The sequence below is a fragment of the Flexivirga sp. genome (genome assembly GCF_035551235.1).
Taxonomy (GTDB): Bacteria; Actinomycetota; Actinomycetes; order Actinomycetales; family Dermatophilaceae; genus Flexivirga.
In genome coordinates, this window is sequence record NZ_DASZNO010000032.1 from 29,276 (window position 1) to 53,142 (window position 23,867).

Sequence of the window (23,867 nt, forward strand, 5' to 3'; positions counted from 1 at the left end):
GCGCCGGCCGACGCGGGGACGTCCGACGGGCGTCATACAGTCGTGCCCGTGACGTTGATCCTGCACCGCGCCGAGCGCACGGACGCGCTGGCCGAGGGGCTCGCGCGGTTGCTGATCGACCCGCTCGACGACCCGTTCGCGCAGGAGTTGGTCATCGTGCCGACGCGCGGTGTCGAGCGCTGGCTGGCCCAGTCGCTGGCGGGCCGGCTCGGTGCCGGACCGCGCGGCGGTGACGGCATCTGCGCCGGCGTGCGATTCGTCGCGCCACACTCACTGGTCGCGCTGCTTACCGGGCGCGAGCGCGACGACCCCTGGCATCCCGACCGTCTCGTCTGGCCGTTGCTGGAGCAGATCGACGCCAACCTCGGTGAGCCGTGGTGTCGCACGCTCGCCGAGCACCTCGGCCACGGCGCCGACGACCCCGACGGGCACAAGGCGGGCCGCCGGTATGCCGTCGCCCGCCGCGTCGCCGGGCTCTTCACCTCGTATGCCGCCCAGCGGCCCAGCCTGCTCACGGCCTGGGGTGCGGGCGAGTTGACCGACGGCACCCCACGCGGGTCGAGTTCCACAAGCGGGTCGAGCGGCGTCCTGAGTAGCCCGGAGCTTGCGGAGGGCGTATCGAAGGGTAGGGCGAGGGACGAGCCCGTATCGAGACCCCTGGACGCAGACCTGGACCCCGACCTCGTCTGGCAGGCGAAGCTGTGGCGCTGCTTGCTGGAGCAGATCGCCGATCCGACACCCGACCAGCGGCACACGCGCACGCTGGAGCAGCTTCGCGCGGGCCAGGACCCGGCGCCGAATGCCGCACTGCCGCCACGCATCTCGTTCTTCGGGCACACCCGGATGCCGGTGACCGAGCTGGAGCTGCTCGAGGCGCTCGCCATACACCGGGACGTGCACCTGTGGCTGCCGCAGCCGTCCGACGCGCTGTGGAGGGCGGCCTGCGACATACCGTCCGGAGCGGTGCCGCGGGTCGAGGACCGGAGTGCGGAGTTGGTGCGGCACCCGCTGCTGGCATCGCTGGGGCGCGATGCGCGGGAGTTGCAGCGTGGGCTGCCTGCTGCAGAGGACCGCACCGAGCCCGTGCCGGAGCCGGCCGAGCCACCGACCAGCGTGCTGGGCCTGCTGCAGCACGACATCCATCGCAATACGTTGCCGGACAACACGATTCGCGAGCAACGACGAGTCACAGCCGACGATCGTTCACTGCAGGTGCACGCCTGTCACGGCGCCGCGCGCCAGGTGGAGGTGCTGCGCGAGGTCCTGACCGGCCTGCTGCAGGACGACCCGACACTGGAGCCGCGCGACATCCTGGTGATGTGCCCCGACATCGAGAGTTATGCCCCGCTGGTCCAGGCGGCGTTCGGGCTGCGGGAGCAGTCCGGTCCCGGACCGGCGGCCGGCCATCCCGCGCACACACTGCGCGTCAAGCTTGCCGACCGGTCGCTCGCCAGGGTCAATCCACTCTTCGAAATAGCTTCCGATCTGGTCGATTTCGCCGTCGGCCGGCTTCGGGTCAGTGACCTGCGCGCGCTCATCGCCCGGCAGCCGGTGCGTCGGCGATTCGGTCTCGACGAGGAGGACCTGGAGCGCATCGCCGAGTGGATCGACGAGGCACAGATCCGGTGGGGACTCGATGGCGATCACCGCCAGCGTTTCGAGCTGTCCGACATCGACCAGAACACCTGGCGGTTCGGCCTGCGGCGACTGCTGCTCGGGGTGACGATGAGCTCCGCCGGTGGAGCCGCGCTCGGCGAGGTGTTGCCTGTCGACGACGTCGAGAGCGGTGACATCGACCTGATCGGCCGGTTCGCCGAGCTCATCGACCGCATCGGCGGTTCCCTGGATGCACTGCTCGCTGCCCGCACCGCCGACGACTGGATGGCGGCCCTCACCGACGGGGTGTCCGGGCTCGGCGCCGTTTCACGCGAAACCCTTTGGCAACAGGCACAGTTCGACCGCGAGCTACAGGTCGTCCGGAGTATGGCGGCCGGTGGCACCGCACTGCGGGTCAGCGACGTGCGGGAGCTGCTGCGGTCCCGGCTGGAGGGCCGCGCGACGCGGGCCAACTTCCGCACCGGCACCATCACGGTGTGCACCATGATGCCGATGCGCTCCGTGCCGCACCGGGTCATCTGCCTGCTCGGCCTCGACGACGGAATCTTCCCGCGTAGCAACGGGATCGACGGTGATGACGTGCTCGCGCGGCTGCCGTTGACCGGTGAGCGCGACCCCCGCAGCGAGGACCGCCAGCTCCTGCTGGATGCCGTGCTCGCTGCCACCGACCACCTGATCGTCACCTATACCGGAGCCGGTGAGCACACCGGCGCCGAGCATCCGCCCGCCGCTCCGCTCGGTGAGCTGATCGACGCCGCCCGCCGGTGTGCGACCTGGCCGGAGGACCGCGACGTGGTGGTGCGACACCCGCTGCAACCCTTCGACGCGCGCAACCTGGTCCCGGGTGCGCTGGACACCGCCGAGCCGTTCAGCTTCGACCGCACCGCGCTCGTCGGCGCCCGCGCGGCACAGCACCAGCGACCGGCCGACCCGCGACTGCTGACGACGCCCCTGCCACGGCAACCTGCCGACGACGTCAACTTCGCCGACCTCGCCCGCTTCTTCGCAGACCCCGCAGCGCATTTCGTGCGTCGCCGCCTCGACGTGGCGTTGCCCTACGAGGAGCAGGAGGCCGGTGACGCGATGCCGATCACCCTCGACGGCCTGCAGTCCTGGCAGATCGGCGACCGGGCGCTGCAGGAGTCACTGGTCGGCACCGCACCGGATGCCATCACCCGGATGGAGCGACTCCGTGGCGCCATACCTCCCGGGGCGCTGGGTGGCGAGGTGCTGCGCAAGTCCATCGACGGGGTGAAGGCGCTGCGTGGTCCCGTCGTAGAGCTGCTGCAACGCGAGACCGCGAGCATTGACCTCGACGCGCGACTGCCCGACGGGCGACGCGTCACCGGCACCATCGGCGACCTCCGCGGGGACGTGCACCTCGCCATCACCTACTCCACGCTGCGCGCCAAGCAACGACTCCAGTCTTGGCTGACCCTGCTCGCACTCGCGGCCGCAGTGCCCGATCGCCCGTGGCAGGCGGCGGCCGCCGGCTGGTTGCGCGGCGGCACCCACCGGCAGGCCGGCTACTACCTGGCCGGGGGTCTCGACCAGGAGACCGCGACGCGGTATCTGGCCGAGCTGGTGGATGTCTACGACCGGGGCATGTGCGGCCCGATCCCGTTGGCACTCAACACTTCTCTGGCGTATACCGAGAAGCTCGCCCAGCGCTCCGGAAACGACCGCTTCGCCATTGAAGCGGCCAAACAGAAGTGGGAGAGCGCCGGGTTCGGCGAGCGGCGCATCCCCGGCGACGGCGACCAGCCGGCTCCGCAATTGCTGTATGGCGGGACGCTGCCCTTCGACGACCTGCTGGCTGAGCGACCGCTCGACGACGAGGCCTGGAACGCCGCCACGAGCCGGCTCGGGCAGTACGCGTTGCGGGTGTGGAGTCCGTTGCTCGCGAACCAAGGTGCGCACACATGAACACCCCGCTCGCCGACGAGCCCTTCGACATACACGGACCGCTGCCGACGGGCACCACCGTGCTCGAGGCGAGCGCGGGCACCGGCAAGACCTGGACCATCGCCGCGCTGGTGACGCGCTATGTCGCCGAGGGTGTGCACACCCTTGATGAGTTGCTGGTCGTGACCTTCGGCCGCGCGGCATCGCGCGAACTGCGCGAGCGCGTCCGCGAGCAACTCGTGGCATGCGTGGAGGCGCTGGAGGACCCCGCCGCCATACCGACCGACCCGCTGCTGGCGAGGCTGATCGCCGTCGATCCGGCGGAGCGGACGGCCCGGGCCCGTCGGGTGCGCGATGCCCTGGCAGCGTTCGACGAGGCGACGATCGCGACGATCCACCAGTTCTGCCACCAGGTGCTGCGCGGGCTGGGCATCGCCGGTGACACGGACGCCGGCGCGACGCTCGTCGAGGACGTCGACGATCTGCTCATGGAGGTCGTCGACGACCTCTACCTGCGCGGCTTCGCCCGGCAGGGCCGCCCCCCGGAGTTCAACCTCGCCGATGCCCGGCGCATCGCCCGCACCGTCGCCGGTGATCCGAGCGCACAACTGGTGCCGGCCAACCCGAAGCCCGGGTCGGCCGAAGCCCGCAAGGTCGGCTTCGCACACGCCGTTCGCGGCGAATTGGCCCGCCGCAAGCGGCGACTCGGCCTACTGACCTACGACGACCTGCTCTCCCAGGTCGCCGATGCGCTGCGTGCCGAGGATGGTCCGGCGCGCGAACGCCTGCGCCGGCAATGGAAAGTCGTGCTGATCGACGAGTTCCAGGACACCGACCCGGTGCAGTGGGAGGTCTTCGACCGGGCCTTCCGCGGGCACGCCGCGATGGTGCTGATCGGCGACCCGAAGCAGGCGATCTACGCGTTCCGCGGCGGCGACGTGACGACCTACCTGCAGGCCGCGCGCACCGCAGGGGTGCGCCGGACGCTCGGCACCAACTGGCGCTCCGACGCGCCGCTCGTCCGGTCGCTCGGGCACTTTCTGACCGGAGCGGCACTCGGCGACCCCGACATCCTGGTGCACCCGGTGACTGCCAGCCACACCGGGAGCAGGCTGGCCGGCGCTCCCGATCCGGCGCCGTTCCGGATCCGGCTGCTGGGCACCGATCAGGTCCGCCGGTCCGAGCTGACCAGGGACGACGCGATCCGCACGGCGGCATTCCGCGAACGCGCGGCTCAGGACGCCGCACATGACATCGCCCGATTGCTCAATTCCGATGCCACCTATGACGATTCGGGCACCATCCGACCGATCAGACCGAGCGACATCGCGGTGCTGGCGTCCCGCAACGACCATCTGGCCCTGATGCAGCAGCAGTTGCGCGACGTCGGGGTGCCGGCCGTGTTGAGTGGTGCCGGCAGTGTCTTCCGGACACCCGCTGCGGCGGCCTGGCGGATCCTGCTGGAAGCGCTCGACCAACCGCACCGTTCCGCGCGGGTCCGCGCGGCGGCACTGACTCCCTTCATCGGCAAGTCCGCCGCCGAGCTGGACGCCGACTCCGAGGCCGTGACCGAGGAGGTCACCGAGCGGCTGCGACGGCTCGCCTTTGTCTACGAACACCGTGGCATCGCAGCCGTTTTCGAGATCTGCAACATCGACGGCGTGCCCGCGCGGGTGCTTGCTGAGATCGGTGGCGAGCGCGAGCTGACCGACCTGCGGCACATCGCGGAGGCGCTGCATGCCGTGTCGATGGACCGCGCCAGCGGCCTTCCCGCATTGCTGGCCTGGCTGCAGGAGCAGGCCGAGCAGGATCGCCCGGCCTCGGGCGACGCCCGCGCGCGCCGCCTCGACAGCGACGCGCAGGCCGTGCAGCTGCTGACGATCCACGGCAGCAAGGGTCTCGAATTCCCCGTTGTCTACTTGCCGTTCGTCGCCGATCGGTGGGTCGACAGCGACAACCTCAACCCACTGTTCCACGCGCCCGGTGACCCGCCGAAGCGGTCGATCTACATCGGGCGACCGGACAAGGAGTCCGGTGCACTCGCCCGTCGGGAGGACGCCGGCGAGTCGCTCCGCCTGCTGTATGTCGCATTGACCCGCGCGAAGTCCCAGGTGGTGGCGTGGTGGGGGCCGTCGTACAACACGCCGGACTCGGCGATCCACCGCATGCTGATCGACCGGGACCCGGGTGCGCCGACCCCGGGCGGCGTGGTCGCCGACTCGCGTGGCCAGCGCACCGCCGAGCAGGCCGCCGCGCTCCTGCAACGCTGGGCCGATGTCGGCGGTCCACACTGGGAGAAGGTCACCAAGGCCGGCTCCGAACCGGTCCGATCCGCAGTGGCTGCAAGCGATCTCGCGATCCGCCGGTTCACCCGCGTCATCGACGAGGACTGGCGTCGCACGTCCTACTCGGCGTTGAGTCGTGTCCTGGAGACGATGCCGACCGACGGTGTCACCAGTGAGGCCGACGCCGACGTCAAGAACGACGAGGTTCTTGCCGATCGAGTAGTGGGCGAGGAACGAGCCCACGTATCGAGATCTTCCGACGTTGCAGGGAACCTCGATCGGGAATCACCCATGGGTTCCCTCCCGGTCGGCGCGACCTTCGGCTCGCTCGTGCACGCGGTCCTCGAAACGGCCGACGCGACGGCGCCGGACCTGGCCGCGGAGCTGACTGCACGGGTCCGCGAGCAGCTCGTGCAGTGGCCGGTCGAGGTGGACGTCGACACGCTGGTCGAGGCACTCGTCGCGGTCTACGACACGCCGCTCGGGCCGTTGGCCGACTCGGTCACCCTGCGCTCGGTCGGCCGGGACAAGTTGGCAGAGCTGGATTTCGAGCTGCCGCTGGGCGCACGGGACGGCACGCAGCGCGTGCGTCTGGGCCAGCTTGCCGCCATACTCCGTCGGCACCTGCCGGCCGGGGATCCACTGCTTCCGTATGCCGAACTGCTGGACCACGAGGAGTTGGGCGGCCAGGTGCTGCAGGGTTACCTCACCGGCTCGATCGACGTCGTGTTGCGCGTCGGAGAGCGCTACCTGGTCGCCGACTACAAGACCAACTGGCTCGGTCCGGCTGACGAGCCGCTGCTGCTCTCGGCCTACGGGCCCGAGCCGCTCGCGTCGGCGATGGGGCACTCCGACTATCCGCTGCAGGCACTGCTGTATGCCGCGACGCTGCACCGCTACCTGCGCTGGCGGCTGCCCGACTACGACCCGGAGCGGCACCTCGGCGGAGTGCTCTACCTCTACCTGCGCGGTATGGCGGGCCCGGAAACCCCTGTGGTGGACGGCAATCCGACCGGCGTCTTCTCCTGGAGCCCGCCGACCGCGCTGGTGCTCGAGTTGTCCGACCTGCTCGACGGCGAAGGTGGTGCGTGATGACGATCGACGACGACGTGCGGGTGGTCCGGCACGCGGGTGGGGTGCTCGCGCTCGCCAATCGTGCCGGCATCCTCGAGCCGGCCGACGTGCACGTCGCGCGCGAGTTGAGCAGCGTTGCGGGAGAGTCGGATCCGTCGGTCGTGCTGGCGCTGGCGCTTGCCGTCCGGGCGGTCCGTCGTGGCTCCATCTGCCTCGACCTGCACGAAGCGCTCGACCTGCCCGCCCTCGCGGTGGAGGACCCGAGGAGCGACGAGGGAGCCTCTCCAGGTCCTGACGAGCCTGACGCCGACGCTCTCCAGCAGGAGCTGCGCGACCCGTGGCCGACCGACGCCGACGCCTGGTTCCGCGCGGTGCGGGCCAGCACACTGCTCCGATCCGGCGTGCTGCGAGTCGAATTCGGTCTCCTCTACCTCGAGCGCTACCACCGCGAGGAGGTCCGCGTCGCCGACATCCTGCGAGCTCGCGCGGCGCAGGACCCGCCGGTCGTCGACTCCGCATTGCTGCACACCGGGCTCGATCGCCTCTTCATCGGTGCCACGTATGCCGAGCAGCGTGCCGCCGCCGACAGTGCCGTACGGCAGTGGACGACCGTACTGACCGGCGGCCCGGGCACCGGCAAGACCAGCACCGTCGCCCGACTCCTGGTGCTGCTCAGCGAGCAGTGGGAGGCATCCGGGCAGACCCGGCCGATGCGCATCGCACTCGCCGCGCCCACCGGTAAGGCCGCCGCGCGGCTCAAGGAGTCGGTCACCCAAGCAGCGGCGCAGCTGGCGCCCGCGGACGCGGCACGGCTGCAGGACCTGGACGCGATGACCCTGCACCGGCTGCTCGGCTGGAACTCCCGCAGCAGCAACAAGATCCGCTTCAACGAGACCAACCGGCTGCCGCACGATCTGATCGTGGTCGACGAGACGTCGATGGTCGCGCTGACGATGATGTCCCGGCTGTTGCGCGCGACGCGGGCGACGAGCCGGCTGGTGCTGGTCGGTGATGCGGACCAGCTCGCCTCGGTCGACGCGGGCGCGGTGATGGCCGACCTGGTCGACGGCTACCAGCAGCTGGCTCCGAGCACCGTCTGCAGGCTGGACACCTCGCACCGGTTCGACGCCGAGATCGGTGCGCTGGCGTCCGCCATACGCGAGGGGCGGGCCGAGGACGTGCTCGGCCTGCTGCGTGACGCCGGCGGCGCCGTCCGGTGGATCCAGGACGACGATCCGACACCCGAGTTGCGCGGGCAATTGCTCGAGCACGCGCTCCGGCTGCGCGAGCTGGCCATCGCCGAGGATGCCGAGGGCGCCCTCGCCGCCCTCGGTGAGCACCGGCTGCTGTGTGCGCAGCGCACCGGCCCACGTGGCGTGCGCAACTGGAACCGCCTTGTCGACGAGTGGCTCTCCGAGGCAACGGGCGACCCGCTCTGGGAGCCGATGTATGTCGGACGCCCGATCTTGGTCTCCCGCAATGACTACGCGCTGGCGGTGCACAACGGCGACAGTGGTGTCGTCATGGGTGGCCCCGGCCCTGCCGTGGCGCAGATCGGCACCGCGGCCGGCCCGGTGCCGATCGCGGCGAGCCGGCTGTCCGACATCGAGACCATGCACGCGATGACGATCCACAAGAGCCAGGGCAGCGAGGCCGGCAGCGTCACAGTGCTGCTGCCGCAAGACGAATCCCCGCTGCTGACACGGGAACTCCTCTACACCGCGGTCACCCGCGCCCAACGACACGTCACGATCGTCGGCAGCGAGGAGACCGTCCGCGCCGCCGTCGACGCGCAGATCCGCCGAGCCACCGGCCTGCGCCGGCGCCTCGCCGATCAGCGGGTCGACTAGCGGAGGAGCGAAGCGGGGGAAGCGTATCGAGACCTGAGCGCCCCACCATGCCAATCGCGTTGTATGGCGCGCGTTCGGCCCTGCATCGATTTCCCGCGTGGCGCCGGCCATGCCGATCGCGCTGGATGCCGCGGCATGCGCTCGGCATGGCACTGCCCTGGTGGGCGCGCGACTCAGTCGCGGAGCAGCCCCAGCTCGCGCGCACGCGCCACCGCACCGGTGCGCGAGTCGACGCCCAGCTTCTCGAAGACATGCACCAGGTGCGTCTTCACCGTTGCCTCACTGACGAACAACTCCTTGGCCACCTCGCGGTTGGAACGCCCGTGCGCGACCTGCCGCAGGACCTCGAACTCACGAACGCTCAACGTCGGTGCGGGGTTTCGCAGCCGCGCCAGCAACCGGTCCGCCACGACTGGAGCAAGCACCGTCTCGCCCCGCGCCGCCCGGTGCACGGCGTCGACCAGGTCGTCCGGTGGCGCGTCCTTGAGCAGATAGCCCGAAGCACCCGCCTCCACCGCCCGCAGGATGTCCCGATCGGTGTCGTATGTCGTCAGGATCAGCACCCGCGGCGCATCCGGTCGGGCCAGCACCTGCTCCGTCGCGGCCACCCCGTCGATCCCCGCGCCCATCTGCAGGTCCATCAGCACCACGTCGACGGCATACTCGCCGGCCAACCGCACGGCGTCATCGCCGTTCGAGGCCTCGGCGACCACCTCGATTCCCGCGGCTGTCAACAGCATTCGCAGTCCGGTCCGCACCACCGGATGGTCGTCGACGAGCAGCACCCGGGTCATCGCGGGCCGCCGGCCGGCACCTGCACGTGCACACTCGTTCCCTCGCCGGGCGTGGACTCGACCGAGGCGTAGCCGCCGGCTTCCGCCGCCCGCTCCCGTATGGCGCGCAGCCCGAACCCGCCCGCAGCGCTCGGCACGACCTCCGCCGTGGTGTCGAAACCGACACCGTCATCCGTGATGTCGAGCGTGACAGCGTCGCCGAATCCGAGGGTGATCACCGCCTGCGTGGCGTGTGCGTGCTGCCGGACGTTGGACAGGGCACCCTGCGCGATCCGCAACAACGCGGCCTCGATCGCCGTCGGCAGCGGGCGTTCCGCGCCGTCGATCACGAGCCGCACCGCGAGCGCGCCCTCCTGCCGGTCGGCGAGCCGTTGCAGGGCTGCCGACAGTGGCGAACGCTCGAGATCCGTTGGCGTCAGGGCGTGTACGACGGTGCGGACATCACCCAGGCCGGTCGCGGCCGACTCCTCGATCTGGCGCAACACCGCTGTCAGCCGCTGCGGATCGGGATCGCCGGCCAGCCCGGCTCGGGACATCAGCAGGATGCTGGAGAAGCTCTGCGCGACCGTGTCGTGCACGTCCCGCGCGAGGCGTGCACGCTCGGCCAGGACACCGGACTCACGCTGCGCGCCCGCCAGTGCATCGTGCGTGGCCACCAGATCCTCTTGTGCCGCAACGAGTTCGGCGTTCAGCGCGCGGCGACGTTCGTTCTCGCGGCGGAGCCCCCCGTAGATCCAGGAGATCCCGATCGCGACCAGCGCGCCGATGACGGGACCAAGGATCGACGGCACTGTCGCTGTGTCCGGCTGGTGCAGCTGGGTGACGATCACCAGCGCCGTACCGACGGCGACGGCAGCGAGACCGGCCCAGCGCGGCAGCAGGTGCAGGCCGAGGAAGAACAGTGCGAAGACGACCCAGCTCAGATCGGGACCGGCGAACAGCAGCGCCGTCCAGCCGACGAAGAGGACGACGAACCAGAGCCGACCGGCCGTAGACCGACGGTCACCGACGTGACCAGGTGTCAGTGCCAGCCCGAGCAGATACCAGGCGAAGAGCGCCAGGCAGCCGGACAGCAACCAGAACGGATGGCCCGACTCCTGGACGCCACGAATCGTGCCGATCACCAGCAGCACCACGAAGAGGCCGTGCATGGCCAGTTGCAAGGTGCGGATTACCGGTGCATCGGACGTCGGGGCGTGGTCTTCGAGCATCACCTCGACGCTATGGGATCCGGTCCCGTATGTCGCGCTCCCACCATCCATCGATCGGTTGAGTCGAAGCTCCATCGAAGCGGCCTTCCTCGTTCCATCGTTCTCCCGATGTGCTGGACGGGGATGGCCGATGGACTGAGGGACAGCACATTCGGACAGCGACGAAGGAGAAGAATTGTTCCTGGCAATCAGGGATCTGTGGTGGGCGCGCGGCCGTTTCGCGTTGATGGCCGGCGCCATCGCACTGATCACCCTGCTGGTGGTCCTGCTCAGTGGCCTCACCGAGGGTCTCGGCAGGCAGAGCACGTCGGCGATCACGTCACTCCGGGCGGACCGGATCGCGATGGAGCGGCCGGCGTCGGGCGAGACGCTCTCGATGTCGACCAGCCGGATCACCGAGGCCGCGTTGCAGCGGGCCTGGAAGCAACCGGGAGTGCGGGCCGCTGACCCGATCGGGATCAGCTCCACCCGCATCGCGATCGGGTCGTCTCCGGCCCCGGTCACGCTCTTCGGGATCGACCCGGACGCAGCGGCGGCACCGGACGGGCTGACCTCGGACAGCGTCGTGTTGAGCACGGACCTCGCTCATGACCACGATGTGCGTGTCGGGCAGGCGGTCATCGTCAACGGCACGCGGCTGCGGGTCGCGCGGGTCGTGGACGATGCGTCGTTCAGTCACCTGCCGGTCGTCTGGGTGCCACGCACACTCTGGCGCCATACAGCGGGGCCTGCGGCTGGCGAGGGCAGCGTGATCGCCCTGCAGACGACCAGCGGATTCGACGTGACGTCCTTCGACGACGCCACCGGTCTGGTGGCCACGTCCCGCGCCGGTGCGCTGTCCGCGATCGGCTCCTACTCCGCCGAGAACGGTTCGCTGACGATGATCCGCGGGCTGCTGATCGGCATCTCGGCGTTGGTGATCGGCGCATTCTTCACCGTCTGGACGGTGCAGCGCGAGGGCGACCTCGCGGTGCTCAAGGCGATCGGCGCGCGCACCAGCTACCTGTTGCGGGACGCGCTCGGGCAGGCGCTGCTCACGCTGCTGATCGGCGGGGGTGTCGGCACCCTCGCAGCCCTCGGTCTCGGCGTGCTCGCCGCGGGGGAAGTGCCGGTGGTGATCGACCCCGGCACGGTGCTCGTCCCGTTCGCGCTGATGGTCGCGGTCGGCCTCGTGGGTGCGACGGCCGCCCTGCGGCGCGTCGTGACCGTCGACCCGATGACGGCGCTGGCAGGTGCGCGATGAGGGAGGAAGGCAACCTGCACGCGCTCGAACTCGACCGGGTGACAGTGCGATTCCCCGACGGCGAGGGGTGGACCGACGCCCTGCGCGACGTCTCGCTGGACCTCGCGCTCGGCGAGTTCCTTGCGGTGACCGGTCCGTCGGGTTCGGGCAAGTCCACGCTGCTGGCCGTCGCCGGACTACTCCTCACACCGACTGAGGGCGCTGTGCGCCTTGCCGGTGCGGACGTCACCGATAACCCGGCAAGGACGCGAACCGACCTGCGGCGCAACGACATCGGCTTCGTCTTCCAGCAACCGCACCTGCTCGGTTCGTTGACCGCTCTCGAGCAGTTGCAGCTGGCCGCGCGCCTGGATGGGGACCGCTCGAAGGCGACGACCGCGCGCGCGAAGGAGTTGCTCGAGCAGGTCGGCCTGGGCAACGTCATGCACAAGCGGCCGTCCGCGCTGTCCGGCGGACAGCGCCAGCGGGTCGGCATCGCGCGAGCGCTGATGGGCGATCCCAGGCTGCTGTTGGTCGACGAACCCACCTCGGCGCTCGACCACGAACGCGGCATCGCCATCATCGACCTGCTGCGCGACCTCACCATTGATCGCGGGCTCGGCACGCTGGTCGTCACGCATGACCTCGGCACCCTCTGCCCGGATGACGAGGTCGTGCGCCTGGTCGACGGTCGCCTGGGTCGCCTGGCCGAGCAGGTCCCCGCCGCCGCCCCATGATCGCGAATGACGGCTTCCTCGGCGAGTGACGGCGCGATCAGACCGTCACTCGGCGAAGAAGCCGTCACTCGGCAGGGGTTGGCCAGGCGGGGGCGGAGCGGTCGGCATACGCCGCAGCGAGTATGGCGACAACCTCCCCGCGGGGCAGCGAGCCGCGGTAGCCCGCGAACACGTCGTTGACCTGCACCGAACCGTCGGCCGCTTCGGTCTCACCGATCACCGCGAACGCGTAGTCACGACGCGAGCGGGCGCCGCGGATTCGCGCACCCAGCGATCCGGAGGCGTCCAGCTGTGCGCGCAGGCCACCGGCCACCAGGTCGTCGACGAACTTCCGCGCGACCTCATCCACCGACTCCGACACGGGTAGCACGGAAAGCTGGATCGGGTTGAGCCACAACGGCATACGCCCGTCATACCGCTCGAGGAGCGCAGCGGTGACCCGCTCCATCGACCCGACGGTGCCGCGGTGAATCATCACCACCTGGCCCTTGCGGTCGTCCGGCCCGTCATACACGAGCTCGAAGCGTTGCGGCTGCACGAAGTCCAGCTGCACGGTCGCGATGGTCTCCTCATGGCCGTTGCCGTCCATCACCTGCAGATCCAGTTTCGGCCCGTAGAACGCGGCCTCGCCCGGCGCCTCCACCAGCTCCAGCTCGTATGACGCAAGGTCGACCGCGACCGCGGCCCGTCGCAGGGCCTCGCCGGCGTCGGCCCAGACGGCCGGATCACCCAGGTAACCGGGGCCGTCGTCCGGCAGCGACAGCCGCACGTAGTCGATCGGCATACCGAGCACCCGCTGGGCGTAAAGCGCTGAGCGCAAAGCACGTTCGGCCTCGTCCGCGACCTGGTCCGGCCGGCAGAAGACGTGGGTGTCGTCGAGGTTGATCTGCCGGACCCGGGTCAGCCCGGACACCACGCCGGAGCGTTCTGCCCGGAACATCGGCGCGAGTTCGTTGAGCCGGATGGGCAATTCGCGGTAGGAACGCTGCCGGGCCGCGTAGATCATGGCGTGGTGCGGGCAGTTGGCCGGACGCAGCACCAGTTGGTCACCGGGCAGCTCGTCGCCCAACGCCATCGGCGGAAACATGTCGTCGGCGAATTTCGCCCAGTGGCCGGACTTCTCGAAGAGTGCGCGCTTGCCGAGCACAGGGGTGTGCACGCTGACGCAGCCGTCGGCGCGGGCGATGTCGCGGGCCAGGCGCTCGAGCTCGTCACGGATCACCGAGCCGGCGGGCAGCCAGAGCGGCATGCCGGAGCCGACGATCGGGTCGCCGGCGAAGAGGTCGAGGTCGCGGCCGAGCGCGCGATGGTCGTTTGGTGAATTCACTTCAAGAGCAGCGTTTTTCATGGCATCCCTCGGAATAGGTGCCCGGTTCGCCGCCGCAACGAAAAACGCCCCGGAGACGACTCCGGGCGGTGGTGGGCAGGTGTGTCAGCGCAACACGGCATCGCCGGAGAGATCCGGCGTCGTCGTGCGCTGCGCGTCATACATGCCCGTGAGGATACTCGGTCTCCCGGCCCGACGCACGAGAGAATTCGCGGACGAGTCAGTCCGCCAATGCGTCCAGATCCGCCATGTCCAGGACGAACCGGTAGCGCACGTCACCTCGGGCCAGCCGCTCCAGCGACTCGTTGACCCGGGCCGAGGGCAGCAGCTCGATCTCGGCCACCACGTCGTGCTCCGCGCAGAACTCGAGCAGCTCCGCGGTGTGCGCCCGGCCGCCACTGCCGGCGGACGTGAGCTTCTTGCGCCCGATGAGCAGGTCCAGGCTGTCGACGGAGACGGGCCCGAGGAAGCCGACCTGTGAGAGCGTGCCGTCGAGGGCGAGCAGGGCGAGGTAGGGCCCGAGGTCATGGGCGACGGCGACGGTGTCGATGATGACGTCGAAGCGCCCCCGGCCCGCGGACATCGCATCCGCATCGGTGGAGACCAGCACGTCCCGGGCGCCGAGCCGCCGCGCGTCGTCGGTCTTGTCGGGGGAGCGGCTGATGACGGTCGTCTCCGCGCCGAGTGCCACCGCCAGCTTGACGGCGAGATGACCGAGGCCGCCGAGGCCGACAACGGCGACGCGCGTGTTGTGCCCAACGTCCAATGCTCGCAACGGTTCCCAGACGGTGATGCCGGCGCACAGCAACGGTGCGGCAGCGGCGGGGTCCAGGGAATCGGGCAACGCGTAGACGAATTCCTCCCGCACGACGTACTCCCGCGAGAAACCGCCGAACGTCGGCCGGCCGTCCTGGCGGTCTGTCCCGCCATACGTCAGGGTCGGGAACTCGCGGCAGAAGTTCTCCTGTCCCGCTTCGCACATGTCGCAGGCGAGGCAGGCATCCACGATGTTGCCCACCGCGACGGCGTCATCCACCGCGAAGTGCCGGACGGCGCTGCCGACGTCCGTGATGACACCGGTGAACTCGTGGCCGGGCACCAGTGGGTCGGCGGAATCGGATGCGTGCGAGCGCAGTGCGTGCAGATCCGTGTGGCAGACACCGCAGTAATCGACACGGACGGCGACGTCGTCGGGCCGCAGGTCGCGCCGTTCGAGCGGGGCCGTGCGCAGCCCGGCGGACCCGGTCGCGGTCCATGCAGGGGTTCTTCTCATCACAACGCTCTCTAAACAGACTGTTCGGTCTATTTCAGCGTACGGCGGATGAAACGGAGAAACAAACCAACTGGTCTGTTGGGTACGGTGGGGCGATGCCCGAGAAGGAACTGACAGCGCGCGGCGAAGCAACACGCAACCGGATCGTCGAAGCGGCGACGGCCGAGTTCGCCGAGCACGGCATCGCGGGCGCTCGGGTGGAGCGCATCGTGGCCGCCGCAGGCACCAACAAGGCGCAGCTCTACGCCTACTTCGGCAGCAAGGACGGGCTGTTCGACGCGATCTTCGGCGCGTCGCTGGAGCGGATCATCGAGGTCGTCCCGCTGGAGTCGCCGGATCTCGCGGACTGGGCAGTGCGCCTCTACGACGAATACCTGCGGCGGCCCGATCTCATTCGACTGGCCACCTGGAACCGCCTCGAGCGCCGGCCCGCGGGTCACCTCGTCGACGATGCCGATCGGCTGGACGATCGCAAGTTGCGCATCATCGCGGACGGTCAGGCGGCCGGGTCGGTGCAGCCGGGTGATCCGTTCGACATCATGGCGCTGGTCATCGGTATGTCGATGGCCTGGTCACCGGTCAGCAATGTCTACGCCGCCACGGGGGAGGAGCCGAAGCGGGTCCACAGTGGCCGTCGCGAGTTGCTGCGCGAGTGCGTCCGGCGAGCGGTGCTGATCGACTGACACATCGACTGACACATCGACTGACACATCGACTGACGCCCTCAAATCTCCCCGAATGACGGCTCCCTCGCCGAGCGACGGTCCGATCCCGCCGTCGTTCGCCGAAGAAGCCGTCATTCGGCAAGTGTGGTGTCAGGTCCGATCGGCCACGAGGTATGCCGCGCCGGCGCTGACCGCGGCTGCGGTGAACACCGACGGCCAGGCGCCGATCTTCTTGGCCAGCGGGTGGGACGCGCCGAACGAGCCGAGGTAGAGCGCGCTGAGCGCAGCGGTACCGGCCGGTCCCGACTTGGCCAGCCAGGTGCGACCGGCATACACACCGGCCGCCGCCAGCACGACACCACCGAGCGGGCGGATGCCGGTCTCGCGTGCGGTCAGGAATCCGCCGACCAGTCCGAGGGCGGCGAGCGGTGCGGTCTGGACGTCGGTCGCGTTACGAAGAGCCATGTGGCCGACTGTAATTCGCCGAACTGGAAGGCCTGCGTGCGGGACCTCGAGACGCCGGCTCGTCCCTCACCGGCTCCTCGGCCACCTTGAGTCGGCGGGGGGCCTTGAGACGCCGGCTCGTCCCTCACCGGCTCCTCGGCCACCTTGAGTCGCGGGGGCCTCGAGACGTTCGCTCGTCCCTCGCGAACTCCTCAAGGATCTCCGGAGAAGGGCTACTTGTTGCCCCAGGAGATCGAGACGCGGCGGTTCTTGGCCCGGCCGGCCGGGTTGTCGGCGCCGTCGGCGGTGGTGTTGGCGGCAATCGGCTTCGACTCCCCATTGCTGGTGACCTTCAGGTCGACACCGGGCAGCTTGGCGCGCAACTCCGCAGCGACGGCGTCGGCGCGCTGCTTGCCGAGCTTCAGGTTGAACGCGGTGCTGCCCTTGGAGTCGGTGTTGCCGACGACGGCGACCGTTTTGCCGGTGACGTGCGCCTTGATGGTCGCAGCGGTCTGGTCGACCACCTGCTTGCCGGAAGCCGTCAGTTTCGCGCTGCCGAAGGCGAAGAGCACGTCGGCGTTGAGATCGACCGTCGAAGTGTCACCGACGTTGCAGACGACATACCGGCCGGCGAGCTTGGCGCCCTGCGGCGGCTTGCCGGCGATCGTCCTCTTGCCGGACTTGTCGACATAGAACAGGCCGCTCGTGGACGCGGCACCCTTGGCGCCGTCGGACCCGACGAACTGCAGGCCCTTCTTGTTCGCGCAGGTCACCGACCCGTCGGGCAGGACACCGATGACACCGGACCGGTCGGCGATCACGCCGGCGCCCTTGCTGTTGACGGTCGAGGGCGTGCCGCTGGCGGCGACCCATGTCGCCTGCGTGGCGGTGAGGGTGAGCGAACCCTTGGCGGTCCTGCTCTTGGTGTGGTGCAGGTCGGTGACCGGGGCGCCCGTGTCGACGGTGTAGCGGATGCCGTTGTTGTAGACGAAGGTGACCCTGCTGCCCTCGGCATACCAACCACCGCTGTTGCTCAGCGCGCCAGCCTCCGGGCCGGTCCCACCGCTGGAGGGCTGCTCGCTCGTGCTCGTGCTCGCGCTCGTGCTCGGTGAGTCCGACGACTGCGACGCGTCCGACGAGGAGCCCGAGGTCGCGCTGCCGGTCGAAACGGCGGGACCCGCCTCCTGCTGCTGGCACGCGCTCAGCAACGCGGCCGCCGCCAGCACCGCAGTGGCCGTCGTCAACGAGGTGATTCGCTTCATGTCCCCTGATCCTTCCGCATTCGCTCGATCGCTCGGGTATGACGCAACGACCCCGCGAAACGCTCCCTCCCGAACACCCCGCCTACGATCGAAGCATGTCACCACGTATCGCCACCGCACAGCGAGTGGATCGCGAGGAACTGCTGGACTTCGTCCGCACCCGTCATCGGGCCACGCTGGTCACGCACAAGCGCAACGGCGCACCGCAGCTGTCCCTGGTCACCTGTGGCGTCGGCGAGACTGGGGAGGTGCTGATCTCCACCTATCCGCAGCGCGCGAAGGCGGCGAACATCCGGCGGAATCCGCTGGTGTCGTTGCTGATCCAGTCCGATGACTGGAACGACGCCTATGTCCAGCTGGACGGCACCGCGCGCGTGATCGACCTGCCGGACTCGGTCGAGCCGCTGGTCGAATACTTCCGCTGCATCTCCGGCGAGCACCCCGACTGGGACGAATACCGCCAGGCGATGCGCGACCAGGGCAAGTCGCTGATCGCGGTGACCGTCACCGAGTGGGGCCCGATCGCGACCGGCGGGTTCCCGCCCGAGATGGCGAAGGACTGACGGCATACAGAAAGGCGCCCGTACTCGGCTGAGTACGGGCGCCTTTCCACGAAGTGCAGGAGAAACTTCGTGGGGTGAGCCTCAGTGCATCATGATCGGCGCAGCGTCCTCACCGGCGACCGGCTCCGGCAGCGGCTTGCGCGGCAGCATCAGTGCCGGGATGACCGTCAGCAGACAGAGCACCGCGGCGACCCAGAAGGTCGTGCTGAACGACCCGGCGAGGTCGTGCAGCGCGTTGGCCATGAACTGCTTTTGGCCACCGGCCTGGGCGATTGCCTGCAGCTGATCCTTGCTCGGCGGCAGCGGGTGCGGCTTGTGCTGGGCCTGCTCCTGCAGTGCCTGCCCGATCTGCACGAAGTGCGAGGCCTTCTGGCGGTCGGTCAGGACCGTCGACATCACTGCGACACCGACCGACGAACCGATCTGCTGCACGATGTTGAGCAGCGTCGAACCGCGCGCGATCTCGTGCGGCCGCAGTGTCTTCAGCGCCGAGGTCATGATCGGCATCATCGTGCCGCCCATGCCCAGACCCATCAGGAAGAGCACCGGCAGGATGTACCAGTAGCTGGTGTGCTCGTCGATCTGGGTGAGCATGAACATGCCGACGATGATTCCGACCAGACCGAACGGCACGACCCGGCCGACGGGCATCTTGTCGACCAATGCACCGGCCAGCGGCATGGTGATCATCGCGCCGATGCCCTGAGCCGCGACCAACAGGCCGGAGTCGAACGTCGACTCGCCACGGACCGCCTGGAAGTAGGTCGGCACCAGCAGCAGACCGCCGAAGAACGCCGCCACGAAGAGGAACATCGTGATGGTGGACATCGACAGCAGCTTGTTCTTGAAGAGCCGCAGGTCGAGCAGCGGGTGCTTCGGCTTGAACGTGTGCCGGATGAACAGCGCGATCAGGACCAGGCCGATGATCGCGGTGATCAGCACCTTGGCGGACCCGAGTCCGTCGGTCGGGATCGAGGACACGCCGAAGAGGAAGAGCGCCAGCCCGGGCGACATCATCAGCATGCCGACGAAGTCGAAGGACTCCGATGGGGTCGGGCTGTCGTTCTCGAGGGCGAACCACGAGTAGATGATGGCGATCAGGCCGATCGGCACGTTGATCAGGAAGATCCAGTGCCAGCTGGCGTGCTCGATGAGGTAGCCGCCGAGGATGGGGCCGCCGATCGGGCCGAGCAGCATCGGCACGCCGAGGATGGCCATCAAGCGGCCCATCCGCTTCGGGCCGGCCGCGTGGGTCAGGATCGTCATACCGAGCGGCATGAGCATGCCGCCGCCGAGGCCCTGCAGCACGCGGAAGCCGATCAGCATCTCGATCGAGCCGGCCGTCGCGCACAGTGCGGAACCGAGGGTGAAGAGCAGGATCGCCAGCATGTAGAGGCGTTTGGTGCCGAACCGGTCGGCTGCCCAGCCGGTCAGCGGGATGACGGTCGCGAGCGAGAGCGTGTATGCCGTCACCGTCCACGCGACGGTCGAATAGGCAACGGGGTCACCGCCATCGGCGAAGACGCGCTGGAAGGTCGGCAGTGCGACGTTGACGACGGTGATGTCGAGGATCGACATGATCGCACCGAGGACGACGACTCCGGCGACCTTGAGGACGGCGCCGTCGATTTCTTCCGGATATTCAACGGGTGCGGCGGTGCTCATGCGTAGGTCCTCGTGTGGTGTCCTCGGCGCTGCGAGATATCTTCTGGGTTCTCCACGGGTATAGCGCTTGACACGCTTCCCCCTCCTTCGGGCAGTGAAAGGCTTTCGGCAACAGCCTGACCGGGGTCGGTTTCACCGCGGTTTCACCGCCGACGCTGCAGCACAGCACAAGGCCGCCCCCGGGCAACTCACCCAGCGTATTACTCGGAGGCTCTCTCCGGAAATGAAATTTCCGTGTACTGGGTCAACTGTCCAACGTTGCCTTGGTGGCCTGACAACACCCCGTTATCGGGAGAGCAGCTGCGCAACCCGCTCGATGGTGGCGGCGGTGGCGGCCGCATCGCCGTCGGGCAGGTCGGTGTCGGTGAACAGGTGCCCCTTGCCTGCGGTCACGAAATCCTCGAAGCCGGCGCCCGATGCGCGCACGGCATCGCCCAGGGCCTGCAGGTCGGCCGGATCGACGAAGGGGTCCTCGGCATACCGGTGCACCTGGACCGGCTGGCCGCTCCAGCTCCCGCGCCGGGGCGCGGCGACGCTGTGCATCAGGACCACGGCGGCGGCCTGTGGGCGGTCCGCGGCGAGGCGTTGCGCGAAGGCAGCGCCGAGGGAGAAGCCGGCCAGGGCGGTGTCGGCGGGGAGTTCGTCGATGATCGGCCGCACCCGGGCCAGTAGTTGGGCCGGGCCCACGTCATCGCGATGTGAGAGCCCCGCGCAGTTGTCGTCGAAGACGTTGCCGGAGTAGTAGTCCGGCGTCACCACGTCGTGCCCGCGTTCCCGCAGAGCGTCCGCGAACCGGGTCACCGCAGGCCGCAGCCCGAGCGCCGAGTGCAGCAGCAGGACGGTTGTCATTGAGCGATCACCTCGGCAGCATTCTCGTCCTTGGGCGGTGGCGCCGCACGCAGCAGCACGGCGAGCAACCCGCCGAGCACCATCACGATGCCGACCAGCCACAGGCCGGTCTTCTCGGTGCCGGTGCCGTCCTTCAGCCAGCCGGTGAAGTATGGCGCGAAGAACCCGGCCGAGTTGCCGACCGAGTTGATCAGCGCGATGCCACTCGCAGCCGCGGCACCGGACAGGAAGTTCGTCGGCAGCGCCCAGAAGGTCGGCAGCGCGCACATGATGCCGACGGCGCAGATCGTGACCGCGACCATCGCCGCGAACGGGCTGCCCAGATAGAGCGTGATCGGTATGGCGATGCCACCGACGATGGTCGGCCCGGCGACGTGCCAGACGCGCTCGCGGGTCCGGTCGCCGTGCAGCGCCCACGGAACCATGACGAGCGCACCGATGACGTAGGGCACGGAGTTGATCAGACCGCGCTGCACGATCGAGTAGTTGGTGCCGTACTGGTCGGCGAAGCCCGAGATGATCGTCGGCAGGAAGAAGCCGAGTGCGTAGAGGCCGTAGACGATCCCGAAGTAGACGAACGCGAGCGCCCAGACCCGTGGTCGGGTCAGCGACTGCAGGATGCTGACCTGGTAGGCGCGGCTGCGGCCGCGTTCCTCGGCGTCGAGCACGCGTTGCAGGGCGTCGCGTTCGGCCGGCGGCAGCCACTTGGCGTTCTCCGGCCGGTCGGTGAGGTAGAACCAGGTGACCACACCGAGGATGACCGCGGGCACGCCCTCGACCAGGAACATCACCCGCCAGCCCTCCAGGCCGAGCCAGTTGTGCGCGTGCTCGATCAGCAGCGACGAGATCGGCGTGCCGATGGCGCTCGACAGGGGGACTGCCACCATGAAAAGCGCTGTCATCCTTGCGCGTTGGCGCTGCGGGAACCAGTAGGTCAGGTAGAGCACGATCCCCGGGAAGAAGCCCGCCTCGGCGATCCCGAGCAGGAACCGCAGCACGTAGAGCGAGCCCGCGTTGGGCACGAAGGTGATCGCCGCCGCCACGATGCCCCATGTGACCAGGATCCGCGCGATCCACCGGCGGGCGCCGAACTTGTGCAGCGCCATGTTGCTCGGCACCTCGAGCAGCAGGTAGCCCAGGAAGAAGATGCCGGACGCGAAGCCGAACATCGACCCCGACAGGTGCAGGTCGTCGTTCATCCCGTTGGGTCCCGCGAAGCCGATGTTGGTGCGGTCCAGGTAGTTGACGAAGTAGAGCAGCGCGACGAACGGCACGAGCCGGCGCACCGAGCGCCGTACGGCGCTGCGCAGCAACGGGTCATCGCTGTCCGGGGCGGCCGCCGCGACGAGCTTGGTCAGATCGGGCCCATCAGCGCGCGACTGCGTCATCGAGGTCTCATTCTCCGCCTGCGTTGCGGCTCGCGAGCTCGCCGCAACGCAAACGGATCGTGAGCCCCTGTGCCCTATTTTCAATCAACTTCATACGTGCAAACGTATCGGTTTCCGCGATACAACTGGGTGGTGGATGGCAACCAGGTCTGGCACGTCCGAGACGGCGAACTCCTTGGGGATCGACCGGATTCGTGGGTCTACGTATGGCGGCTGCCGGACAGCCCCGACCCCCGCGCGAACGTCCTGTATGTCGGCACGACGGGTATGCCGCCCGCGCTGCGCACGTGGCTGCACGTGCACGCCAAGGACAAGGAACTGGGGCGTGTCGCCAAGCGCTTCCCGAAGATCAAGACCACGGAAGCGGCTGACATCTATGCGTTTCCGGTCCCGGCCGGGCTGTCCCGGCCCGAGGTCAAGCATGCCCTGGTGCATGCCCTGGGTGACGCCGGCCTGCTCGCCCCGGAGTATGTCGGCCCGCCCCTCGAAGGAGTTGCCCGGGTGAGCGACGCCGTCGCGTCATACGTCGCCGAAGTGGTGACGGCCCTCGCGGGTTGAGTAGTCCGGAGGGCTAGCGGCTCGCGCTACTCGACCCGCTCACCCGAAGAGGATCGCGGCCTCGTCCCAGCGCTCCTGCGGCACCGTCTTGAGCACGGTCGTCGCGGAGTGCAGATCAACGCGCTCGATCTGGGTGCCGATCAGCGAAACCATTGTGCCCCACTGCTTTTCGATGACCGCGTCGACGGCGGCGGTGCCGAAGCGTGTCGCGAGCACCCGGTCGTATGCCGAGGGCACGCCGCCGCGCTGCAGGTGTCCGAGGGTCGCGGCGCGGGTCTCGATGCCGGTGGCCTCCTCGATCTGCGGAGCGAGCCGTTCGCCGATGCCGCCGAGCCGCGGCCGGCCGAACGCGTCCAGGCCGCGCGGTGCGTGCAGGTGCTCCTCGCCGGAGGGGACGAAGCCCTCGGCGACGACCACGACCGGCGCGCGGCCGCGGTCGCGGGCGTCCTCGACCCAGCCGCAGATCTGCTCGATCGACACGTCGACCTCCGGGATCAGGATGGCGTGCGCTCCGGACGCGATGCCGGCGTGCAGGGCGATCCACCCGACGTGCCGGCCCATCACCTCCACGACCATGCAGCGGTGGTGCGACTCGGCGGTGGTGCGCAGCCGGTCGATCGATTCGGTCGCCACCGACACGGCGGTGTCGAAGCCGAACGTGTAGTCGGTGGCGGACAGGTCGTTGTCGATCGTCTTCGGCACGCCGACCACCGGGATGCCCTCGTCGGCGAGCCGGCGGGCCGCCGTGAGAGTGCCTTCGCCGCCGATCGCGATGAGCCCCGTCATACCGTGCGCGTCCATCACCTCGCGGACCCGCTCGACACCGCCGTCCTCGAAGGGGTTGGTGCGCGAGGTGCCCAGGATCGTGCCGCCGGCGCGGGAGATGCCGCGCACGTCGCGACGGGGCAACGGGACGATGTCGTCCTCGATGAGGCCACGCCAGCCGTCGTGGACGCCGAGGAAGGGCACCTGGTGGATCCGGTCGCCCTTGATCACCGCCCCACGGATCACCGCGTTGAGGCCGGGGCAGTCGCCGCCGCTGGTCAGGATTCCGATGGTCATGCCGTTGCTCACGTGACCCATCGTGGTGGTTTCCGTCGACCGACGGGTGGATGTCCACGATGTTGTCGAGGTGTGAGATGGCCAGGGCGGAATACCGGGCCGAGCAGCCTGGTCGC

General features: G+C 69.2%; 18 protein-coding genes. 8 read left to right on the forward strand and 10 right to left on the reverse strand.

What is annotated here, in order from left to right; genetic code table 11:
* Positions 1–48: 48 nt before the first annotated feature.
* Genes recC through recD form a run of 3 tightly spaced genes read left to right on the forward strand, consistent with a single transcriptional unit; the run spans position 49 to position 8,731 of the window.
* Positions 49–3,543 (forward strand): exodeoxyribonuclease V subunit gamma, encoded by a 3,495-nt coding sequence (gene recC / locus VG502_RS11365; RefSeq protein ID WP_325550170.1) that lies wholly within the window; start codon positions 49–51, stop codon positions 3,541–3,543.
* Entirely contained in the window at positions 3,540–6,899 is a 3,360-nt protein-coding gene (locus VG502_RS11370) for a UvrD-helicase domain-containing protein (RefSeq protein WP_325550171.1), read from the forward strand. Before recC ends, VG502_RS11370 begins: the two co-directional genes overlap by 4 nt.
* Entirely contained in the window at positions 6,899–8,731 is a 1,833-nt protein-coding gene (gene recD / locus VG502_RS11375) for an exodeoxyribonuclease V subunit alpha (RefSeq protein WP_325550172.1), read from the forward strand. Before VG502_RS11370 ends, recD begins: the two co-directional genes overlap by 1 nt.
* Positions 8,732–8,904: 173 nt before the next feature.
* Here recD and VG502_RS11380 read toward each other — a convergent pair whose 3' ends face one another.
* Both VG502_RS11380 and VG502_RS11385 read right to left on the reverse strand, forming a co-directional pair.
* Entirely contained in the window at positions 8,905–9,525 is a 621-nt protein-coding gene (locus VG502_RS11380; protein ID WP_325550173.1) for a response regulator transcription factor, read from the reverse strand.
* The gene (locus VG502_RS11385) at positions 9,522–10,736 is read right to left on the reverse strand and encodes a sensor histidine kinase (protein WP_325550174.1); all 1,215 of its coding nucleotides are present in this window, start codon (positions 10,734–10,736) and stop codon (positions 9,522–9,524) included. Before VG502_RS11385 ends, VG502_RS11380 begins: the two co-directional genes overlap by 4 nt.
* Before the next feature lie 175 nt (positions 10,737–10,911).
* Between VG502_RS11385 and VG502_RS11390 the strand changes: the two genes are divergently transcribed.
* Together VG502_RS11390 and VG502_RS11395 are read left to right on the forward strand one after the other, a co-directional pair.
* Entirely contained in the window at positions 10,912–11,979 is a 1,068-nt protein-coding gene (locus tag VG502_RS11390; protein ID WP_325550175.1) for an ABC transporter permease, read from the forward strand.
* Positions 11,976–12,695 carry an ABC transporter ATP-binding protein gene (locus VG502_RS11395; RefSeq protein ID WP_325550176.1) on the forward strand — a complete coding sequence of 240 codons (720 nt, stop codon included), beginning with the start codon at positions 11,976–11,978 and terminating at the stop codon, positions 12,693–12,695. Before VG502_RS11390 ends, VG502_RS11395 begins: the two co-directional genes overlap by 4 nt.
* Positions 12,696–12,759: 64 nt before the next feature.
* On the opposite strand, the gene VG502_RS11400 is transcribed toward VG502_RS11395, so the two are convergent.
* A complete protein-coding gene (locus VG502_RS11400) occupies positions 12,760–14,022 on the reverse strand; it encodes a threonine--tRNA ligase (RefSeq protein WP_325550177.1) in 1,263 nt (420 codons plus the stop codon).
* Positions 14,023–14,242: 220 nt separating this feature from the next.
* On the reverse strand, positions 14,243–15,295 hold the full coding sequence (locus VG502_RS11405) for an NAD(P)-dependent alcohol dehydrogenase (RefSeq protein WP_325550178.1): 1,053 nt from the start codon (positions 15,293–15,295) through the stop codon (positions 14,243–14,245).
* Between the two features lie 95 nt (positions 15,296–15,390).
* Here VG502_RS11405 and VG502_RS11410 point away from each other — a divergent pair, with 95 nt between their 5' ends.
* On the forward strand, positions 15,391–15,978 hold the full coding sequence (locus tag VG502_RS11410) for a TetR/AcrR family transcriptional regulator (protein WP_325550179.1): 588 nt from the start codon (positions 15,391–15,393) through the stop codon (positions 15,976–15,978).
* Between the two features lie 132 nt (positions 15,979–16,110).
* Here VG502_RS11410 and VG502_RS11415 read toward each other — a convergent pair whose 3' ends face one another.
* Positions 16,111–16,425, reverse strand: a complete 315-nt coding sequence (locus VG502_RS11415; RefSeq protein WP_325550180.1) for a hypothetical protein — start codon at positions 16,423–16,425, stop codon at positions 16,111–16,113.
* A gap of 212 nt (positions 16,426–16,637) precedes the next feature.
* A complete protein-coding gene (locus VG502_RS11420) occupies positions 16,638–17,666 on the reverse strand; it encodes an OmpA family protein (protein ID WP_325550181.1) in 1,029 nt (342 codons plus the stop codon).
* Between the two features lie 95 nt (positions 17,667–17,761).
* On the opposite strand from VG502_RS11420, the gene VG502_RS11425 reads away from it, so the two are divergent.
* Positions 17,762–18,229 (forward strand): PPOX class F420-dependent oxidoreductase, encoded by a 468-nt coding sequence (locus VG502_RS11425; protein WP_325550182.1) that lies wholly within the window; start codon positions 17,762–17,764, stop codon positions 18,227–18,229.
* 81 nt (positions 18,230–18,310) lie between these two features.
* Here VG502_RS11425 and VG502_RS11430 read toward each other — a convergent pair whose 3' ends face one another.
* The 3 genes from VG502_RS11430 to VG502_RS11440 all read right to left on the reverse strand — a co-directional run bounded on the left by VG502_RS11430 (position 18,311) and on the right by VG502_RS11440 (position 22,131).
* Positions 18,311–19,894: a DHA2 family efflux MFS transporter permease subunit gene (locus VG502_RS11430; protein ID WP_325550183.1), complete on the reverse strand. Its 1,584-nt coding sequence runs from the start codon at positions 19,892–19,894 to the stop codon at positions 18,311–18,313.
* Positions 19,895–20,179: 285 nt separating this feature from the next.
* Positions 20,180–20,743, reverse strand: coding sequence for a dienelactone hydrolase family protein (locus tag VG502_RS11435; RefSeq protein ID WP_325550184.1), 564 nt, complete (start codon positions 20,741–20,743; stop codon positions 20,180–20,182).
* Entirely contained in the window at positions 20,740–22,131 is a 1,392-nt protein-coding gene (locus VG502_RS11440) for an MFS transporter (protein WP_325550185.1), read from the reverse strand. The genes VG502_RS11435 and VG502_RS11440 overlap by 4 nt, the downstream gene beginning before the upstream one ends.
* A 132-nt stretch (positions 22,132–22,263) precedes the next feature.
* Here VG502_RS11440 and VG502_RS11445 point away from each other — a divergent pair, with 132 nt between their 5' ends.
* Positions 22,264–22,689, forward strand: a complete 426-nt coding sequence (locus tag VG502_RS11445) for a hypothetical protein (RefSeq protein WP_325550186.1) — start codon at positions 22,264–22,266, stop codon at positions 22,687–22,689.
* Positions 22,690–22,728: 39 nt separating this feature from the next.
* On the opposite strand, the gene VG502_RS11450 is transcribed toward VG502_RS11445, so the two are convergent.
* A complete protein-coding gene (locus VG502_RS11450; RefSeq protein WP_325550195.1) occupies positions 22,729–23,751 on the reverse strand; it encodes a 6-phosphofructokinase in 1,023 nt (340 codons plus the stop codon).
* Between the last annotated feature and the right edge of the window lie 116 nt (positions 23,752–23,867).